We start from the raw sequence: 16,514 nt of genomic DNA on the forward strand, positions 1-16,514 counted from the left end.
CCTTGATACGGCAAGAAAAAAGCCCGGAAACTCAAGAGCTTCCGGGCCGGGTTTGTTGCAGGATCGAAGGATCTTCAGAAGCAGTCCAGGAAAAGCTGCCTGGTGTTTTCCGCCGTCATCTTGACCGGGTTGCCGCCGACGCTCGGATCTTCCAGCGCCATGGCGGTCAGCTCGTCGATACGATCCGGCTTGATGCCCATCGCCGTCAGGTTGTCCGGCACGCCGAGTTCCGAACGCAACGACAGGACGAAATCGTAGAAGCCGTCGAAACCGCCCGCGATGCCGAGATAGGCGGCGGCCCGTTCGATCCGGCTTTCGATTTCCGGACGGTTGAAGCGCAGCACCGGCGGCATGACGACGGCATTGGTCATTCCGTGGTGGGTGTTGTAGACCGCGCCGATCGGGTGCGACAGCGCATGGATGGCGCCGAGCCCCTTCTGGAAGGCGACGGCACCCATGGCAGCCGCCGACATCATGTTGGCGCGGGCTTCGAGATCCGTGCCTTCCTTATAGGCGCGCGGCAGGAATTCCTTCACCAGCCGCATGCCTTCCAGCGCGATGCCGGCCGACATCGGGTGGTAGAAGGGCGAGCAATAGGCTTCCAGGCAATGGGCGAAGGCGTCCATGCCGGTGCCGGCGGTGATCATCTTCGGCATGCCGACCGTCAGCTCCGGATCGGCGATGACGACGCCCGGCAGGAACTTCGGATGGAAGATGATCTTCTTGACGTGGGTTTGCGAGTTGGTGATGACGCTGGCGCGGCCGACTTCCGAGCCGGTGCCGGCCGTCGTCGGCACGGCAACGATCGGCGCAATGCCCTCGACGTTCGCCCGCGTCCACCAGTCGCCGATATCCTCGAAATCCCAGACTGGCCGCGTCTGGCCGGCCATGAAGGCGACGCACTTGCCGAGATCGAGGCCGGAACCGCCGCCGAAGGCGACGACGCCGTCATGGCCGCCGTCCTTGAACGCCTTGATGCCGGCGTCGAGGTTTTTCTCGTTCGGGTTCGGATCGACGTCGGCGAAGATCGCCCGGCCGAGACCGGCTTCCTCCAGCACGTCGAGCGCCGTCTTGGTGATCGCCATCGACGCCAGGCCGCGGTCGGTGACCAGCAGCGGTTTCTTCATGCCGAGGCTCTTGCAGGCGTCGGCGAGTTCCTTGATGCGGCCGCGTCCGAGCTTGAAAGCGTTCGGATAGCTCCAGTTGGCGGAAATGTTGAGGCTCATGCGGTCACCTTCTTGAGATGATAGGATTTCGGGCGGGTCAGGTTCTGGAAGCCGAGCACGGAGAGCGAGCCGCCGCGGCCGGTTTCCTTGCAGCCGGTCCAGACCAGCGCCGGGTCGAGATAGTCGGCGCGGTTCATGAACACGGTGCCGGTTTCGATATCGCGGCCGATGCGGGCGGCGCGCTCCGGATCCTTGGTCCACAGCGAGGCGGTGAGGCCGTACTTGCTGTCGTTCATCAGATCGAGCGCTTCGGCATCCGACTTGACCTTCATGATGCCGACGGCAGGTCCGAAGGTTTCTTCGCGCATGAACTCCATGGAATGGTCGACATCGACGAGAACCTGCGGTGCCAGGTAGGCACCACCGTCGTCGGCCGGGAAGAGTTTCGGATCGACCAGGGCCTTGGCGCCCTTGGCGACGGCATCGGCGATCTGTTCGCGCACCACCTTGGCGAAACGCTTGTTGGCCATCGGCCCCAGCGTCGTCTCGGCGTCGAGCGGATTGCCGAGCTTGTAGTTCGAAACCCAGGCGACCGACTTTTCCACGAAGGCATCGTAAAGCGATTCGTGTACATAGATGCGCTCGATGCCGCAGCAGCACTGTCCGGAATTGAAGGTCGCGCCGTCCATCAGCGTGTCGACGGCGGCGTCGAGATCGGCATCCTCCATCACGTAACCCGGGTCCTTGCCGCCGAGCTCGAGGCCGAGGCCGGCGAAGGTGCCGGCGGCAGCCCGCTCGATCGATCGGCCACCCTCCACCGAACCGGTGAAGTTGATGAAGTTGAAGTTGCCGGCAGCGATCAGCGCCGAGGTCGTCTGGTGGTCGAGGAAGAGGTTGACGAAGACGTCGTCCGGCACGCCGGCCTCGACAAAGGCGCGCACCATGCGTTCGCCGACGAGCAGCGTCTGGCTGGCATGCTTGATGACGACGGTATTGCCGGCCATCAGCGCCGGCGCCACCGTGTTGATCGCCGTCATGTAGGGATAGTTCCACGGCGCGATGACGAAGACGACGCCGTGCGGCTCGCGTTCGATGCGGCGTTCGAAGCGGTCGCTTTCTTCAATGATCAGCGGCTTCAGGGCATCGGCGGCAATCGAGGCGACGTAGTTGGACCGCTCGTTGAAACCGCGGAATTCACCGCCGTACTTGATCGGCCGGCCCATCTGCCAGGCGATCTCCGGCACCACCTCGTCGACCATCTCGTTGAGGCGGGCAACGCCCTTCAGCACCAGCTGGACGCGTTCTTCGAGCGGCCGCCTTGCCCAGCCCTTCTGCGCCTTGCGCGCCCGGGCCACCGCAGCGGTCGCCACATCCAGCGACACGGCTTCCCGTTCGGCGTAAACCTCCCCGTTCACGGGGGAAATGCATTGGATCATTGTCATGATCTGTTCCTGTTCTCGTCTTCAAATTCTTGCGGGCCGTGAGAGCCCCTCATCCGCCTGCGTCCTGCGGACCCTTCCCGCCGCAAGCGGGCGAAGGGGATATGCCGCACCGCTTTGCCAAGCTCGACGTTGCGTGTGGCAAGTCCCCTCTCCCCGCCTATGGGGAGAGGGTTAGGGTGAGGGGCAGTCCAAGCCTAAAACCACGAATGCCTTACGCCCTTTCGAAGCCGCGCGCCACTTCCCAATCGGTGATGCGACGATCGTACTCTTCCTGCTCCCATTCGGCGGCACGGGTATAATGGTCGATGACATCGTCGCCGAAGGCGTCGCGCAGCATCTTCGATTCCGTCATCGCCCTGGTGGCGTCGCGCAGCGTGCGCGGGATCTCGCGCACACCCTTGCCGCCATAAGCGTCGCCGACGAAAGCCGGTTCCAGTTCCAGCTTGTTCTGGATGCCGTCGATGCCGGCGGCGATCAGCGCCGCCATGGCGAGATAGGGGTTGAGGTCGGAACCGCCGACGCGGCATTCGACGCGGATCGCCTTGGTGTCCTCGCCGCAGAGGCGGTAACCGGCGGTTCGGTTGTCCTTGCTCCAGACAGCCTTGGTCGGCGCGAAGGTGCCGGCCATGAAGCGCTTGTAGGAGTTGATGTAGGGCGCCAGGAAATAGGTGATCTCGCTGGCATGCGACAGAAGGCCGGCCATGTATTGCTGCATGGCTTCCGACATGCCGTGCTGGCCCTTCTCGTCGAAGAACAGCGGCGTCTTGCCGTCGGCGCTCCACAACGACTGGTGGATGTGCGAGGAACTGCCGGCGGCATTGTAATGCCACTTCGCCAGGAAGGTGATCGCCTTGCCCTTCAGGAAGGCGATTTCCTTGCAGCCGTTCTTGATGATGACGTGCCGGTCGGCCATGGTCAGCGCGTCGGCGTAGCGGACGTTGATTTCCTCCTGGCCGGCCGAAGCCTCACCCTTGGAGTTTTCCACCGGAATGTCGGCGCCCTGCAGACCCTTGCGGATGGCGCGCATGACATCCTCTTCCTTGGTGGTCTGGAAGATGTGGTAGTCTTCATTATAGGCGCTGGCGAGCTTGAGGTCGCGGTAGCCGGAGGCCTGCGCCGCTTCGTAGCTCTGGTCGAAGAGGAAAAACTCCAGCTCGGTGGCCATGAAGGCCTTCATGCCGAGCGATTCCAGCCGCTTCACCTGCTTCTTGAGGATGGCGCGCGGCGAATGCGGCACTTCTTCATGGGTGTGATGATCAAGCATGTCGCACAGCACCAGCGCCGTGCCTTCCAGCCAGGGAATGCGGCGCAGCGTCGATAGGTCAGGCTTCATCGTATAATCGCCGTAACCCTTTTCCCAGCTCGTCGCCTTGTAGCCGGAAACCGTCTCCATCTCCATATCGGTCGCCAGCAGGTAGTTGCAGCTGTGGGTTTCCTTATAGGCGCCCTCGACGAAAAACTCCGCCTGGAAGCGTTTGCCCATCAGACGACCCTGCATGTCGACCTGGCAAGCCAGAACGGTGTCGATGCGCCCTTCGGCGACATCCTTCTTCAGTTCGTCGAACGTATAGGTCATGGTCTATCCCTCTCGAGGTCGAAGGGTTCCAGCCCTTCGATCCTGTGTTTTCTTGCAGCGTCGTGCAGTCGGCGCAGAATGAATTGCGGGAGGCCGCCGGAAAGGCGGCTCCCCTTGTCTCACATGCAGTGAAGCGTCTCAGTGTTCGCCGACGGCCTTTTCGGCAGCTGCGATTTCAGCCTGGCGGCGGGCAACTTCGTCGCCGATCGGCGGGCCACGGAAGCGGCGGCTTTCGAAACCGAACCAGATGATGCCGGTCAACACCAGGAAGCCGACGGTGATGTAGAGCGCCCATTCGTTCGGCGGCTGAATACCGAGGACGAAGATCAGGATCATGGCGAGGACCGTCAGCACCGCAAACAGCTTGAACATGGCTTCGCCGAGGTTCCACGGACCCATCTTGTCCCACTTCGACGTGCCCCAGGCGAACAGGCCGAGCGTGATCGGGATCGCGAAGGAGAAGAACAGGAAGATGACCGTGCACGACACGACGATGGTATAGACCGGCGTTTCGCCGATCGAGACCAGCGAAGAGCCCCAGACGAACAGGACGGCAAGGATCGAACCGGTCCAGATGGCCGCAACCGGCGTACGATAGGTCGGGCTGACCTTCGCGAGCGCCTTGGAGGCCGGCAGGCCGCCGTCACGCGAGAAGGCGAAGATCATGCGTGAAACCGAGGTCACCGTCGCAAGGCCGCACAACCACTGGCACACGAGGATGGCGAAGTAGAGGATGTCCTTGACGACGACATTGACCTGCGTGTCCATCGCCCAGAAGAAGACGTTCCAGCCCTGCTTGGCGGCGTCGTCCATGTTCGGCAGCATCAACACGAAGGAGCAAAGCATGATGTAGCCGAAGATCGCCGACCAAAGCACCGAGCTTACCATGCCGCGCGGCACGGAATGGGCCGCCTTGATGGTTTCTTCCGAAGTATGGGCGGAAGCATCGTAGCCGGTGATCGTATAGATCGGCAAAAGCAGGCCGAGCAGGAAGACCCAGGTGCCCGACGTCGTCGGCCAGACGTTGCCGCCGGCCTCGCCGGAATAGTTGGCGAAGGTGAACAGGCGGCCGAATTCATAGCTCGGCGCGGCAACCAGGCACACGACGGCAAGCGCGATCGACGTGACGAAGATCAGGTAGCCCGAGAAGTCGGTGAGCTTGGCCGTCAGGCCGATACCCATGTGGTTGACCAGCGCCTGCAGGCCGGTGATGACGGCAAGGAAGACGATCCGCGTCACCGTGCTGTCTTCCAGACCGAAGTAAGGCGTGCCGAACGACCCCATGAAGAAATAGTAGGTGCCGACGTTGATGGCGCCGAGCACGGTGACGAGGCCGAGCAGGTTGAACCAGGCGGTCAGCCAGCCGGTGAAGCGGTTGCCGAGGATCGAACCCCAGTGATAGAGGCCGCCCGCTGTCGGATAGGCCGAACTGATCTGCGCCATGGCAATGGCGAAGACGGCCGATACGAAGCAACCCAGCGGCCAGCCGATGCCGATCGCCGCGCCGCCGGCGCCGGCGGTTGCCTGAGCGAGCGAATTGATGCCGCCCGAAAGAATGCAGATGATCGAGAAGGAAACGGCGAAGTTCGAGAACGAACTCATGCGCCGTTCAAGCTCCTGGGCATAGCCCATGGAGTGGAGGACGCTCATGTCCTCCTTCTTGTCCGTATCGGAATAGTTTGACATCGTGCCCCTGCTCCTCGCGGCCTTGCGCGGGATTGCGCCGGCCGTCTCCAATTCATCGCCAAAAGATCCGCCGGCTTCGCCTTGACGGATCGACCGCAGCTTCCGCTGCTCCCCGGGGGTCGATTGTTACGATAGGGCTGGCAGGCTTTCCTGCAGCAGCCCCGTCAGAAAATCGGCCGCGACCCCTTGGCCGTTTTCATCTGCGATAAGGTCGTTCCTGACCTCGATCATCACGTTCAGCAGCCCGTTGTCGAGGCCGTGAAGTTTCAGGCTATGGGTGACGCCGTCCTGCGGACCGTAGGGCTCGTTGCGGGCCACCTTGTAGAGATCCGTTCCGGCCGCGGCGTCGAGCATGGCATCGGCCAGCCGGCTGTCGGTGTCATGGAGAATGCCGATCTCGACTGCACGCGCCACGCCGTTGAAGACCGGCGTAAAGCTGTGCATGGTGACGATCGCCGTCTTCTGGCCACGCGCCCGCCGATCGGCGACGATCCTGTCGATGCGATCGTGGAAAGGCCGGTAGAGCCCTTCGGTGCGCTCGTTTTTCTGCTCCTCCGTCAGGCCACGATTACCCGGAATATCATAGATCTCGCTGGTGACCGGCATGGCGCCAGGCGCCTCCGGCGGACGGTTGCAATCATAAGCCAGGCGCGAGAAGCGCTGGTAGACAAGCGTCGCATCGAGGCTTTTCGACATCAGTCGCGCAACGGCCAGCGCCCCCGGATCCCAGGCGATATGGCTGACCAGGGCGGCATCCGAAAGGCCGAGGGTGCCGAGACGCTCCGGCAAGGTGCGCGACGCATGTTCGCAAACGAGCAGGACTGCGCCACGCGCATCCCCGTTGACCACGGCGACCGGATCGCCTTCCGCCTGCGTCAATAATCCGGATTGCACCAGCATCTACAACGCCCACTCGAAACGTTAATAAAAACTTATAACGAAGAGAATTCTTCACGACGCGGAAACTGTCAATCGAAATCTGAAAATTTCTCTTCAAAACATTGATTGACATCCGCATGATGGAGAGTGTTACAATTCTGTGAAAACCGGCGAAGACCGGAAGGGGAACATCAGGCCTGTGCCAACGACACCAAGAACCGTATCGGACGTGATCCGTGCGCGCTACGACGCGTTGACACGCGCAGAAAAGCGGCTGGCGGAAAGCCTTCTGGAAAACTATCCGGTCTCGGGCCTCGGCAGCATCACCGCCGTCGCCGAGAGTGCCGGCGTGTCGACGCCCACGGTGGCACGCATGGTGCAGAAGCTCGGTTACAAGGGCTATCCGGAATTCCAGGCGAACCTCCGCAGCGAACTCGAAGAAACCCTGTCGAACCCGATCGCCAAGCATGACCGCTGGACGGCGAGTGCGCCGAACGCCCATGTTCTCAACCGCTTCGCCGACGCGATCATGGCCAACATGCGCCAGACCCTTTCCGACCTCGACCCGCAAAGCTTCGACGAGGTCGCCGCCCTGCTCTCGGATCGCAAGCGCAGCGTCCATTTCGTCGGCGGCCGCATCACGGGGGCTCTGGCCGAATATTTCTTCACCCACATGCAGGTCATCCGCCCGAACACGATGCTGATGTCGTCGGGTGCCAGGACGTGGCCGCAATATGTGCTGAACATGAATGCCGGCGACCTGCTCGTCGTCTTCGACATCCGCCGCTACGAAACCGAGATGATCAAGCTCGCCGAAATGACCAAGAGCCGCGGCGGCACGATCATCCTGTTCACCGACCAGTGGAACTCGCCCGTCGCGAAATTCGCCCACCACATCTTCCGCATCCAGATCGAGGCGCCCTCGGCCTGGGACTCCTCGGTCGTCACGCTTTTTGTCGTCGAGGCGCTGATCGAGGCGGTGCAATCGACGACGTGGGATGAAACGCGCGAACGCATGAAAACGCTCGAAGGCCTTTTTCAGCAGACCCGTCTGTTCCGCAAACCCAACGAATAGGAGGATCGACACTGGAGCCGGGACTGCCCGCGCAAGCCGCGGGACAGGAGAATGCCTCTCTTGACCGGCAAGGCGGTTGCTGCTTGGATATGTCACAATCCGATACGGAGGGGATAGTTTCAAACAGCATTTTCAAGCATCTGACGCCATTTGCCGCGGCTTCACAATGGAAGCGCCGTCCGCGGCATGTGACGAAGGATCGATTATCGTGACGTTCTCGAACATTTTTCAGATCTGGGAGCAATCGCCCAGAGGATGAGCAAAAGATCGTCACACAAGCTTCATGCAACGCCATTAACAGCGTCGCCAGACGCTGAAGAAACCAAGAGGAGAAGACAGTGATCTCGACCATGACCCGCCTGCTTTCGCTTTCGACCGCAATGGTCATCGCGACCACCGCCATCGCAGCTGCCGAGCCGAGCCAGGAGCTGATCGACGCCGCCAAGAAGGAAGGCGCACTGACCACGATCGCCCTGCCGCACGACTGGTGCGGTTACGGCGACGTCATTGCCTCGTTCAAGGCAAAATATCCGGAAATCACCGTCAACGAGCTGAACCCGGATGCCGGTTCGGCTGACGAAGTCGAGGCCATCAAGGCCAACAAGGACAATGCCGGCCCGCAGTCGCCCGACGTGATCGACGTCGGTCTCGCTTTTGGCCCGCAGGCCAAGGCCGAAGGCCTTCTCCAGCCGTACAAGGTCTCCACCTGGGACGAAATTCCGGACACCATCAAGGACGCCGAAGGCTACTGGTACGGTGATTATTACGGCGTCATGTCGCTGCTGGTGAACAAGGACCTCGTCGCCAACACGCCGAAGGACTGGGCCGACCTGCTGAAGCCGGAATATTCCGGTCAGGTCTCCCTCGCCGGTGACCCGCGCGCTTCCAACCAGGCGATCCTCGCCGTTCTCGCCGCCGGCCTCGCAAAGGATGCAAAGGCTGGCAAGGAAGCCGGTGAAGCAGGCCTGTCCTACTTTGCAGAGCTGAACAAGGCCGGCAACTTCGTTCCGGTTATCGGCAAGTCCGGCACGCTGGCGCAGGGCTCGACCCCGATCGTCGTCGCCTGGGATTACAACGCGCTGAGCTGGGCCAAGACCCTCAACGGCAACCCGCCGACCGAAGTCGTGGTTCCGGAGAAGGGCGTTCTCGCCGGCGTTTACGTCCAGGCGATCTCGGCCTATGCGCCGCACCCGAACGCTGCCAAGCTGTGGATGGAGCACCTGTATTCCGACGACGGTCAGCTCGGCTGGCTGAAGGGCTTCTGCCACCCGGCACGCTTCAACGCCATGGTCAAGGCCGGCAAGGTTCCGCAGGACCTGATCGACGCCCTGCCGCCGGCGGCATCCTATGAAAAGGCCTACTTCCCGACCCTCGAGGAAGTCGATGCCAACAAGGCTGCCGTCACCAGCGCCTGGGACAGTGTCGTCGGCGCGAACGTGCAGTAAGCGACATCCTTCGTCGCCCCGGCTCTCAGGCCGGGGCGACGATTGCGGTATGCCAATCATGGCAACCCCTTCGAGGTTTTCTTAATGTCATCAGACAGTTCAGCTGCACCACAGCCGACGCGCGCACCCTTTCGCCTGCCGCTGCATTGGCTGGGCGCGTTGCCGTTCGCGATCTTCGTCCTGCTGTTCCTGATCCTGCCGACGATGCGCATCGTCATCGGTGCCTTCCAGACACCCGAGGGAAGCTTCACCCTGGAAAACATCCGGGGTCTTTTCACCACCTCGATCCTGTCTGCCTACTGGATCTCGATCAAGATCAGCATCGCCTCGGCACTGCTCGGCTGCCTGATCGGCTTTTCCGTCGCTGCCGCCGTGGTGCTCGGCGGCCTGCCGAAATGGATTCGCGGCCCGCTGCTGACATTCTCTGGCGTCGCCTCCAACTTCGCCGGCGTGCCGCTCGCCTTCGCCTTCCTGGCGACGCTTGGTCCGGTCGGCCTGCTCACGGTGTTCCTGCGAACCGAGCTCGGCATCGACCTGCGCGCGCTCGGCTTCAACATCCTGTCCTTCTGGGGCCTGACCGTCACCTATCTGTTCTTCCAGATCCCGCTGATGATCCTGATCATCACGCCGGCGCTCGACGGGCTGAAGCGCGAATGGCGCGAAGCGGCGCAGATCCTCGGTGCCACCAATGCGCAATACTGGCGCTTGGTCGCCTTTCCGATCCTGCTGCCGTCCTTCCTCGGCACGCTGGCCCTGCTTTTCGCCAATTCCTTCGGCGCCGTCGCCACCGCCATCGCGCTCACCGGTTCGTCGCTCTCCATCGTGCCGATCCTGCTGTTTGCGCAGATCCGCGGCGACGTTCTCGGCAATCCTCATCTCGGCTATGCGCTTGCCTTCGGCATGATCGTCATCACCGGCATCGCCAACACGATCTACATCTGGCTGCGCGCCCGCAGCGAAAGGTGGCTGAAATGAAGAAATTATGGGCCTGGGGCGCGCTCACCGTCGGGCTGCTCTATTTCATCCTGCCGCTCCTCGGCATGACCAACTTTTCGCTGAAGATGCGCCGCGGCGTCTATTCGCTGGATGCCTATGCCGTCGTGCTCGGCGATCCGCGCTTCCAGGAAACCTTCGTCTTCTCGATCCTGATGGCGCTGGCGACCATCATCTTCGGCGTGCTGCTGGTGGTGCCCACCGCCTATTGGGTACGCCTCAAGCTGCCGGGCCTGCGCCCCTACATCGAATTCGTCACGCTGCTGCCGCTGGTGATCCCGGCCATCGTCATCGTCTTCGGTTATATCCGGCTCTACAACACCTCGAGCTGGCTGCCGCTCACCGGCTCGATCACCGGCACGAACATCCTCTTGATGTTCGGTTACGCGACGCTGGCCCTGCCCTACATGTACCGCTCCGTCGACACGGGGTTGCGCTCGATCGACATCGCCACGCTGACGGAAGCAGCCCAGAGCCTCGGTGCCGGATGGACGACGATCCTTGCCAAGATCATCCTGCCGAACGTGCTGGTCGCCGTTCTCTCCGGCGCCTTCCTGACCTTCGCCATCGTCATCGGCGAGTTCACCATGGCCGCCCTGCTCAACCGGCCTGCCTTCGGTCCCTACATGCAGTTGCTCGGCGCCAACAGGGCTTACGAACCCGCGGCACTCGCGGTGATGTCCTTCGCGCTGACCTGGGGCTGCCTCGGCCTGATCCAGCTAGTTTCCCGTTTCCAGAAGGGCGTGCAGAGCGCCGCCTAAGGACCTTTCATGAGCTTCCTGACCCTCACACACGTTCAAAAATCCTTCGGCCCGGTGCAGGTGGTCAAGGATTTCAACATGTCCATCGAGAAGGGTGAGTTCATCTCCTTCCTCGGCCCTTCCGGTTGCGGCAAGACCACCATTCTGCGCATGATCGCCGGCTTCGAAACGCCTTCGGGCGGCACGATCTCCATCAACGGCAAAAGCCAGCAGAACCTTCGCCCGAACCAGCGCAACATCGGCATGGTCTTCCAGGCCTACGCGCTGTTTCCGAACATGAACGTCGCCGAAAACGTCGCCTTCGGCCTCAAGGTCGCCGGCGCCCCGAAAACGGAAATCGCAGCCCGCGTCAAGGAAATGCTCGGCCTCATCCGCCTCGACCACCTCGCCGATCGTTACCCTTACCAGATGTCGGGCGGCCAGCAGCAGCGCGTCGCGCTGGCCCGTGCGCTTGCCCCCAAGCCGCAGGTGCTGCTGCTCGACGAACCGCTTTCGGCGCTCGACGCCAAGATCCGCGTGTCGCTGCGCGAGGAAATCCGCGCCATCCAGCAGAAGCTCGGCATCACCACCGTCTTCGTCACCCACGACCAGGAAGAGGCACTGTCGATCTCCGACCGTATCGTCGTGATGAATGCCGGCAAGGCCGACCAGATCGGCACGCCGTTCGAAGTGTACAACACCCCGGCAACCCGGTTCGTCGCCTCCTTCGTCGGTACGCTCAACGTCATCGAAGCGAAGGTGGTCGATCCCGCCTCCAACCGCGTTGCCATCGGCGACCAGCAGTTGACGCTCAGGCATTCGATCGCCGCCTTCAAGGCCGGCGATCCGATCTCGCTCGCCATGCGCCCGGAAACCGGTTCGCTGGCCGAATCGGCCGAGGGCGACACGGCGCTGACCGGCAAGGTGGTCTCGGCCCACTTCCTCGGCTCCGTCATCCGCACGCGCATGGATCTCGGCGGCAGCACGATTTCTTTCGACATGTTCAACAATCCGGGCCTCCTGCCGCCGGCCGCCGGCGAGACGGTGACCCTGCGTTTCGCCGCCAGCGATCTGCTCGTTCTGCTCGACTGAGCGGCAAAAGAAACTGTCTGCTTCGTGCCGGGCCTTGCCCGGCATATTTTTCTTTGATTTTTCGTTTTCATCGAGTCTATAGTCATTCCGTTCTCAGGGCGGGGTGCAATTCCCCACCGGCGGTATCGGGCGCATGCCCGGAGCCCGCGAGCGCTTCCGGCTCCCGCCGGAAGGTCAGCAGATCCGGTGAGATGCCGGAGCCGACGGTATAGTCCGGATGGAAGAGAACACGCTGGCCGATACCCGCGACACGTGGGCTATCGTGTCCATGCTGTTCGCCCAAGGGATGCTTGGGATCGGACCGCCGCCTGCGGCAATCCGGTTCAAAACACAAACTTTGCATGGCCCGCCAGTGAAAGCGGTGCCTGCAAACCCTTGAAAGGCAAGAGACCTATGACGATCGCCGTCAACCCGCTTGGAAACCAGATCGCCGTCATCCGTGCCCGCTGGCACGCCGATATCGTCGATCAATGTGTCAACTCCTTCGTCGCCGAATGGGAAAAGCTCGGTGGCAAGGCCAGCGACATCGAGATCTTCGACGTTCCCGGCGCGCTGGAAATTCCGCTGCACGCCCAGACGCTGATCAAGACCGGCCGCTTCTCGGCCGTTCTCGGCAGCGCCTTCGTGGTCGATGGCGGCATCTACCGCCACGATTTCGTCGCCGGCACCGTGCTCGACGCGATGATGCGCGTCAGCCTAGATACCGGCGTGCCGGTGCTCTCCGCCGTGCTGACGCCGCACAATTTCCAGGAATCAGAAGCCCATATCGGCTTCTTCAAGACCCACTTCGTCACCAAGGGCCGCGAAGCCGCCAACGCCGCCAAGCAGATCCTTGCCGAGCGCGCCAAGATCGCTCTGGTCAACGCCTGAGGATTTTGTGGTGGGCTGCTGGATCATCGGCAGCCCACCACCCATCCTTTCATAAGCCCGCCACCTATGCCGGCGACTTCAAATTCCCCAGATACAACGACAGCAATTGCGTCTGCGACGAAATGCCGAGCTTGCGGTAGACGTTGCGCCGGTGAACCTTCACCGTGCCCGTCGAAATCGACAGCCTGAGGCCGATCGATTCGGACGAATGTCCCTGCAGCACCAGATCGATGATCGCCGCCTCGCGGCTGGTCAGGTTGAGGCTGCGCCAGATGCGATCCGGCACCTCGCCGCCCTGCCGCCGGGCATGATGGCGCGCATCGGCTTTTGCAGCATCGAAACGCTCCCCCGTCCGCCCCCAGAACTGCCGCACCATGGCGTTGACCAGCGGTTCGGCCTGCTGCAGCAGCGCGAACTCCGCGGCTGAAAATGCGCCCGTCTCCTCCTTGCGCATCAGCGACAGCACGATGGTTACGCCATCGTCGTCGGGCACGAAAAAACCGATCTCCTCGGCAAGCCCGGTCTTGATGTAATAGGTACGGTAATATTCGCCGGCAAAGAACCGGTCCGGCGCCAGTTCCCGCATGCGAAACACCCCTGCCCGGCTGTCGCGGGCATTGTGGTGGAAGGGATCGAGGAGGTAGGCGCCGTCCTGGTACAGGCTGACGAAGATGACGTGCTCTTGCGGATTGAAGGTGCTGAACAGCTCGATCGGCCGCTCCTCGCCGCGATTGGCGAAGACGACGACATGATCGAAATCGACCAGTGCCGCCATCAGGGCACGGAACCGCTGGCCCACCTCGGCATCGTCCGCGGGCGGATCGGCGATCAGCGAGCCCGCAGCCCGGCATAACATGTTGAGATCGAGCCGCATCATCCCCCGCCTCCCGCGAACCCATGGCTGGGCGTCTTTCGGGTTATATTCCTCCCACAGAACGAAATCAGTCAAAATACCACTTTCGGGGTATATATCTTTGGGGAGACGGGATTAGTCTTGATCCCAAGCGACGGTGGCAAGGCAGCGACAGACTGCCGAAAAAACCCGATACAGCCGCAGGGAACAGAGAGTGACATCCGCGTCCGTTAACGACATCGAATTCCGTTCGGTCACCAAGCGTTATGGCGCGGTGACGGCGGTGACCGACATCAATCTCGCCGTGCCGAAAGGCGCGTTCGTCGCACTGCTCGGCCCGTCCGGCTGCGGCAAGACCACCTGCCTGCGCATGATCGGCGGCTTCGAGCAGCCGAGCGAGGGCGAGGTGCAGATCGGCGGTGCCGCCATGGCCGGCATTCCGCCCTATCGGCGGCCGGTCAACATGGTGTTCCAGCATTATGCCCTCTTCCCACATTTCGACGTCGAGGCGAACGTCGCCTACGGCCTGAAGCAGATGCGGCCGAAGATCGAGGCGGCGGAAATTTCACGCCGGGTCGGCGCGGCGCTCGAGATGGTGCGTCTCGGCGGTTTCGGCAAGCGCCGCATCCACGAGATGTCGGGCGGCCAGCAGCAGCGCGTGGCGCTTGCCCGCGCACTGGTCAACAAGCCGAAGGTGCTGCTGCTCGACGAACCGCTCGCCGCTCTCGACAAGAAGCTGCGCACCGCCATGCAGATCGAGCTGCAGACGCTGCAGCGCGAACTCGGCATCACCTTCGTGCTCGTCACCCACGACCAGGAAGAGGCGCTGTCGATGAGCGACAAGGTCTGCGTCATGAGCGCCGGCCGCATCGTGCAGTTCGCCAGCCCCCAGGAGGTCTACGACCGCCCGGCCAATATCTTCGTCGCCGATTTCGTCGGCAAGACCAACCGCCTCTCCGGAACGCTCGAAAACGGCAATGCCGTGCGTCTGTCCTCCGGCGCCCTGATGCCGGTCCGCGATACGTTGCTGGCGCCGGGTACGGCCCTGACGCTTGCAGTTCGTCCGGAAGCGATCCGCCTCGCCAAGGCCGCGGAAGCGGCAGGCGGTATCGCCGGCACCGTCACCCACCGCATCTTTCTCGGCTCCAGCGTCGAATATTCCGTCGCCGTTTCGGGCCTCGGCGACCTGCTCGTCACGGCGGAACGGCAATCGCTGGCCGCGGACGGTCTCGCCGAACCGGGCGATCCCGTCCGGCTCGTCTTCGACCCCTCGGGTGCCCACGTCTTTCCGGCATGAAATCGTAAAGCAGCCAAAATATAAAAGGGAACAACGACATGAGCAAAGATTACAAGGACAGCCTGCCGATCTCCGCCAGCCGCTTCATGGAGGAATTCATGCGGCTGAAACGCGGCTCGGTGAGCCGCCGCCATTTCCTCGGCGTCACCGGCCTGGGGCTTGCCGCCGCCGTCATCGCCCGCGTCCCCGGCCTGCAGGGCGGCGCAGCCTACGCCCAGGATCTCGGCACGCAGATGTCGATCGCCACCTGGCCGAACTACCACGACCCGGCCACCTTCGAAGCCTTCACGGCAGCGACGGGCGTTGCCGTCGAAGTCAACGTCTTCGGCTCCAACGAAGAAATGCTGGCGAAGCTGCAGGCCGGCGCCTCGGGCTGGGACCTGTTCGTGCCGACCAACTACACGATCTCCACCTATGTGAAGCTCGGCCTGATCGACGAACTCGATATTGCCAAGGCGCCGAACTTCAGCCCATCGACCCAGAACACCCGCTTCACCAACGAAGGCATGGTCGACGGCAAGACCTATGCGCTGCCGAAGAACTGGGGCACCACCGGCTTTGCCGTCAACACCGGCAAGATCAAGACGCCGATGACCTCGTGGAAGGATTTCTTCGAGTTGGCACAGACCGAGGCCGACGGCCGCGCCATGGTGCATGATTACCAGCTGACCACCATCGGCAATGCGCTGGTTTCGCTTGGCTATTCCTTCAACTCCATCAAGCCGGAAGAACTGGCCAAGGCCGAGGAACTGCTGATCAAGGTCAAGCCGCACCTCTACGCCATCAACAGCGACTACCAGCCCTCGATGCGCGCCACCGACGCGTGGCTCACCATGTGCTGGACCAATGACGGCGCCCAGCTCAACCGCGACATGCCGGAGATTGCCTACATCCTCGGCAAGGACGGCGGCGAGATCTGGACCGATTTCTACGCCATCCCCAAGGATGCGCCGAACAAGGCGGCCGGTTATGCGCTGCTCAACTTCCTGATGGACCCTGCCGTCGCCGTGAAGGAACACATCGCCAACGGCGCGCCGACCACCGACAGCCGCGTCATCGCGCTGCTGCCGGCGGAGATTACCTCGAACAAGATCGTCTATCCGGATGAAGCAGCCCTCACCCCGCTCGAATTCGGCGCCGCCGTGACGCTCACCGATCCAGGCCGGGCAGAGCTGATGGCGCGGTTCAAGTCGGCCTGACGGGCTGCGAGGGGTCTGGCGGACCTGCCCCTCACCCGTGATCGGCGGGGCGCAAGCCTCGCCTCCTCCCCTTCTCCCCTCGGGGAGAAGGTGGCCCGAAGGGGCGGATGAGGGGCTGACACGACCAGCCTCGGCGCTTGTCGCACCCCCTCATCCCGCTGCGTCCTGCAGCCCCTTCTCCCCGAAGGGAGAAGGGGCTGG

At 62.6% G+C, this 16,514-nt stretch carries 14 protein-coding genes and 1 riboswitch; of the genes, 8 read left to right on the plus strand and 6 right to left on the minus strand.

The features are described 5' to 3' along the window. Window positions 1–74 precede the first annotated feature (74 nt). The 5 genes from DEM27_RS20680 to DEM27_RS20700 all read right to left on the minus strand — a co-directional run bounded on the left by DEM27_RS20680 (window position 75) and on the right by DEM27_RS20700 (window position 6,770). Complete coding sequence (locus tag DEM27_RS20680; protein ID WP_109460146.1) at window positions 75–1,226, minus strand: iron-containing alcohol dehydrogenase; 1,152 nt, start codon at window positions 1,224–1,226, stop codon at window positions 75–77. Continuing rightward, a complete protein-coding gene (locus DEM27_RS20685; protein WP_109460147.1) occupies window positions 1,223–2,608 on the minus strand; it encodes an aldehyde dehydrogenase family protein in 1,386 nt (461 codons plus the stop codon). The genes DEM27_RS20680 and DEM27_RS20685 overlap by 4 nt, the downstream gene beginning before the upstream one ends. Before the next feature lie 211 nt (window positions 2,609–2,819). Beyond that, window positions 2,820–4,184: a glutamine synthetase family protein gene (locus DEM27_RS20690; RefSeq protein ID WP_109460148.1), complete on the minus strand. Its 1,365-nt coding sequence runs from the start codon at window positions 4,182–4,184 to the stop codon at window positions 2,820–2,822. Between the two features lie 138 nt (window positions 4,185–4,322). Further along, window positions 4,323–5,870: an amino acid permease gene (locus DEM27_RS20695; protein ID WP_109460149.1), complete on the minus strand. Its 1,548-nt coding sequence runs from the start codon at window positions 5,868–5,870 to the stop codon at window positions 4,323–4,325. A gap of 126 nt (window positions 5,871–5,996) precedes the next feature. After that, complete coding sequence (locus tag DEM27_RS20700) at window positions 5,997–6,770, minus strand: N-formylglutamate amidohydrolase (protein ID WP_109460150.1); 774 nt, start codon at window positions 6,768–6,770, stop codon at window positions 5,997–5,999. Window positions 6,771–6,948: 178 nt separating this feature from the next. Here DEM27_RS20700 and DEM27_RS20705 point away from each other — a divergent pair, with 178 nt between their 5' ends. From DEM27_RS20705 to DEM27_RS20730, 6 genes are all read left to right on the plus strand, one after another. Next, window positions 6,949–7,824 (plus strand): MurR/RpiR family transcriptional regulator, encoded by an 876-nt coding sequence (locus DEM27_RS20705; protein ID WP_109460196.1) that lies wholly within the window; start codon window positions 6,949–6,951, stop codon window positions 7,822–7,824. Between the two features lie 338 nt (window positions 7,825–8,162). Then, window positions 8,163–9,269, plus strand: a complete 1,107-nt coding sequence (locus tag DEM27_RS20710) for an ABC transporter substrate-binding protein (RefSeq protein WP_109460151.1) — start codon at window positions 8,163–8,165, stop codon at window positions 9,267–9,269. Between the two features lie 84 nt (window positions 9,270–9,353). Continuing rightward, a complete protein-coding gene (locus DEM27_RS20715) occupies window positions 9,354–10,244 on the plus strand; it encodes an ABC transporter permease (RefSeq protein WP_109460152.1) in 891 nt (296 codons plus the stop codon). Then, complete coding sequence (locus DEM27_RS20720; protein WP_109460153.1) at window positions 10,241–11,023, plus strand: ABC transporter permease; 783 nt, start codon at window positions 10,241–10,243, stop codon at window positions 11,021–11,023. The genes DEM27_RS20715 and DEM27_RS20720 overlap by 4 nt, the downstream gene beginning before the upstream one ends. 9 nt (window positions 11,024–11,032) lie before the next feature. Beyond that, the gene (locus DEM27_RS20725; RefSeq protein ID WP_109460154.1) at window positions 11,033–12,094 is read left to right on the plus strand and encodes an ABC transporter ATP-binding protein; all 1,062 of its coding nucleotides are present in this window, start codon (window positions 11,033–11,035) and stop codon (window positions 12,092–12,094) included. Window positions 12,095–12,179: 85 nt separating this feature from the next. Then, window positions 12,180–12,327, plus strand: a riboswitch (FMN riboswitch). A 160-nt stretch (window positions 12,328–12,487) separates the two neighbouring features. Continuing rightward, a complete protein-coding gene (locus tag DEM27_RS20730; RefSeq protein WP_109460155.1) occupies window positions 12,488–12,964 on the plus strand; it encodes a 6,7-dimethyl-8-ribityllumazine synthase in 477 nt (158 codons plus the stop codon). Between the two features lie 64 nt (window positions 12,965–13,028). Here DEM27_RS20730 and DEM27_RS20735 read toward each other — a convergent pair whose 3' ends face one another. Beyond that, window positions 13,029–13,838 carry a helix-turn-helix domain-containing protein gene (locus DEM27_RS20735; protein WP_109460197.1) on the minus strand — a complete coding sequence of 270 codons (810 nt, stop codon included), beginning with the start codon at window positions 13,836–13,838 and terminating at the stop codon, window positions 13,029–13,031. 193 nt (window positions 13,839–14,031) lie between these two features. Here DEM27_RS20735 and DEM27_RS20740 point away from each other — a divergent pair, with 193 nt between their 5' ends. After that, window positions 14,032–15,114 (plus strand): ABC transporter ATP-binding protein, encoded by a 1,083-nt coding sequence (locus DEM27_RS20740; RefSeq protein WP_109460156.1) that lies wholly within the window; start codon window positions 14,032–14,034, stop codon window positions 15,112–15,114. Between the two features lie 38 nt (window positions 15,115–15,152). Beyond that, entirely contained in the window at window positions 15,153–16,313 is a 1,161-nt protein-coding gene (locus DEM27_RS20745) for a polyamine ABC transporter substrate-binding protein (RefSeq protein WP_109460157.1), read from the plus strand. Window positions 16,314–16,514: the final 201 nt, after the last annotated feature.

It is taken from the genome of Rhizobium album (genome assembly GCF_003122325.1).
Taxonomy (GTDB): Bacteria; Pseudomonadota; Alphaproteobacteria; order Rhizobiales; family Rhizobiaceae; genus Metarhizobium; species Metarhizobium album.

Bases quoted from the DNA above. Each gene is read 5' to 3' on its own strand.
- DEM27_RS20685 (WP_109460147.1), bottom strand. From the start codon at position 2,608: ATGACAATGATCCAATGCATTTCCCCCGTGAACGGGGAGGTTTACGCC.
- DEM27_RS20690 (WP_109460148.1), bottom strand. From the start codon at position 4,184: ATGACCTATACGTTCGACGAACTGAAGAAGGATGTCGCCGAAGGGCGC.
- DEM27_RS20730 (WP_109460155.1), top strand. From the start codon at position 12,488: ATGACGATCGCCGTCAACCCGCTTGGAAACCAGATCGCCGTCATCCGT.
- DEM27_RS20700 (WP_109460150.1), bottom strand. From the start codon at position 6,770: ATGCTGGTGCAATCCGGATTATTGACGCAGGCGGAAGGCGATCCGGTC.
- DEM27_RS20745 (WP_109460157.1), top strand. From the start codon at position 15,153: ATGAGCAAAGATTACAAGGACAGCCTGCCGATCTCCGCCAGCCGCTTC.
- DEM27_RS20695 (WP_109460149.1), bottom strand. From the start codon at position 5,870: ATGTCAAACTATTCCGATACGGACAAGAAGGAGGACATGAGCGTCCTC.
- DEM27_RS20725 (WP_109460154.1), top strand. From the start codon at position 11,033: ATGAGCTTCCTGACCCTCACACACGTTCAAAAATCCTTCGGCCCGGTG.
- DEM27_RS20715 (WP_109460152.1), top strand. From the start codon at position 9,354: ATGTCATCAGACAGTTCAGCTGCACCACAGCCGACGCGCGCACCCTTT.
- DEM27_RS20735 (WP_109460197.1), bottom strand. From the start codon at position 13,838: ATGCGGCTCGATCTCAACATGTTATGCCGGGCTGCGGGCTCGCTGATC.
- DEM27_RS20680 (WP_109460146.1), bottom strand. From the start codon at position 1,226: ATGAGCCTCAACATTTCCGCCAACTGGAGCTATCCGAACGCTTTCAAG.
- DEM27_RS20720 (WP_109460153.1), top strand. From the start codon at position 10,241: ATGAAGAAATTATGGGCCTGGGGCGCGCTCACCGTCGGGCTGCTCTAT.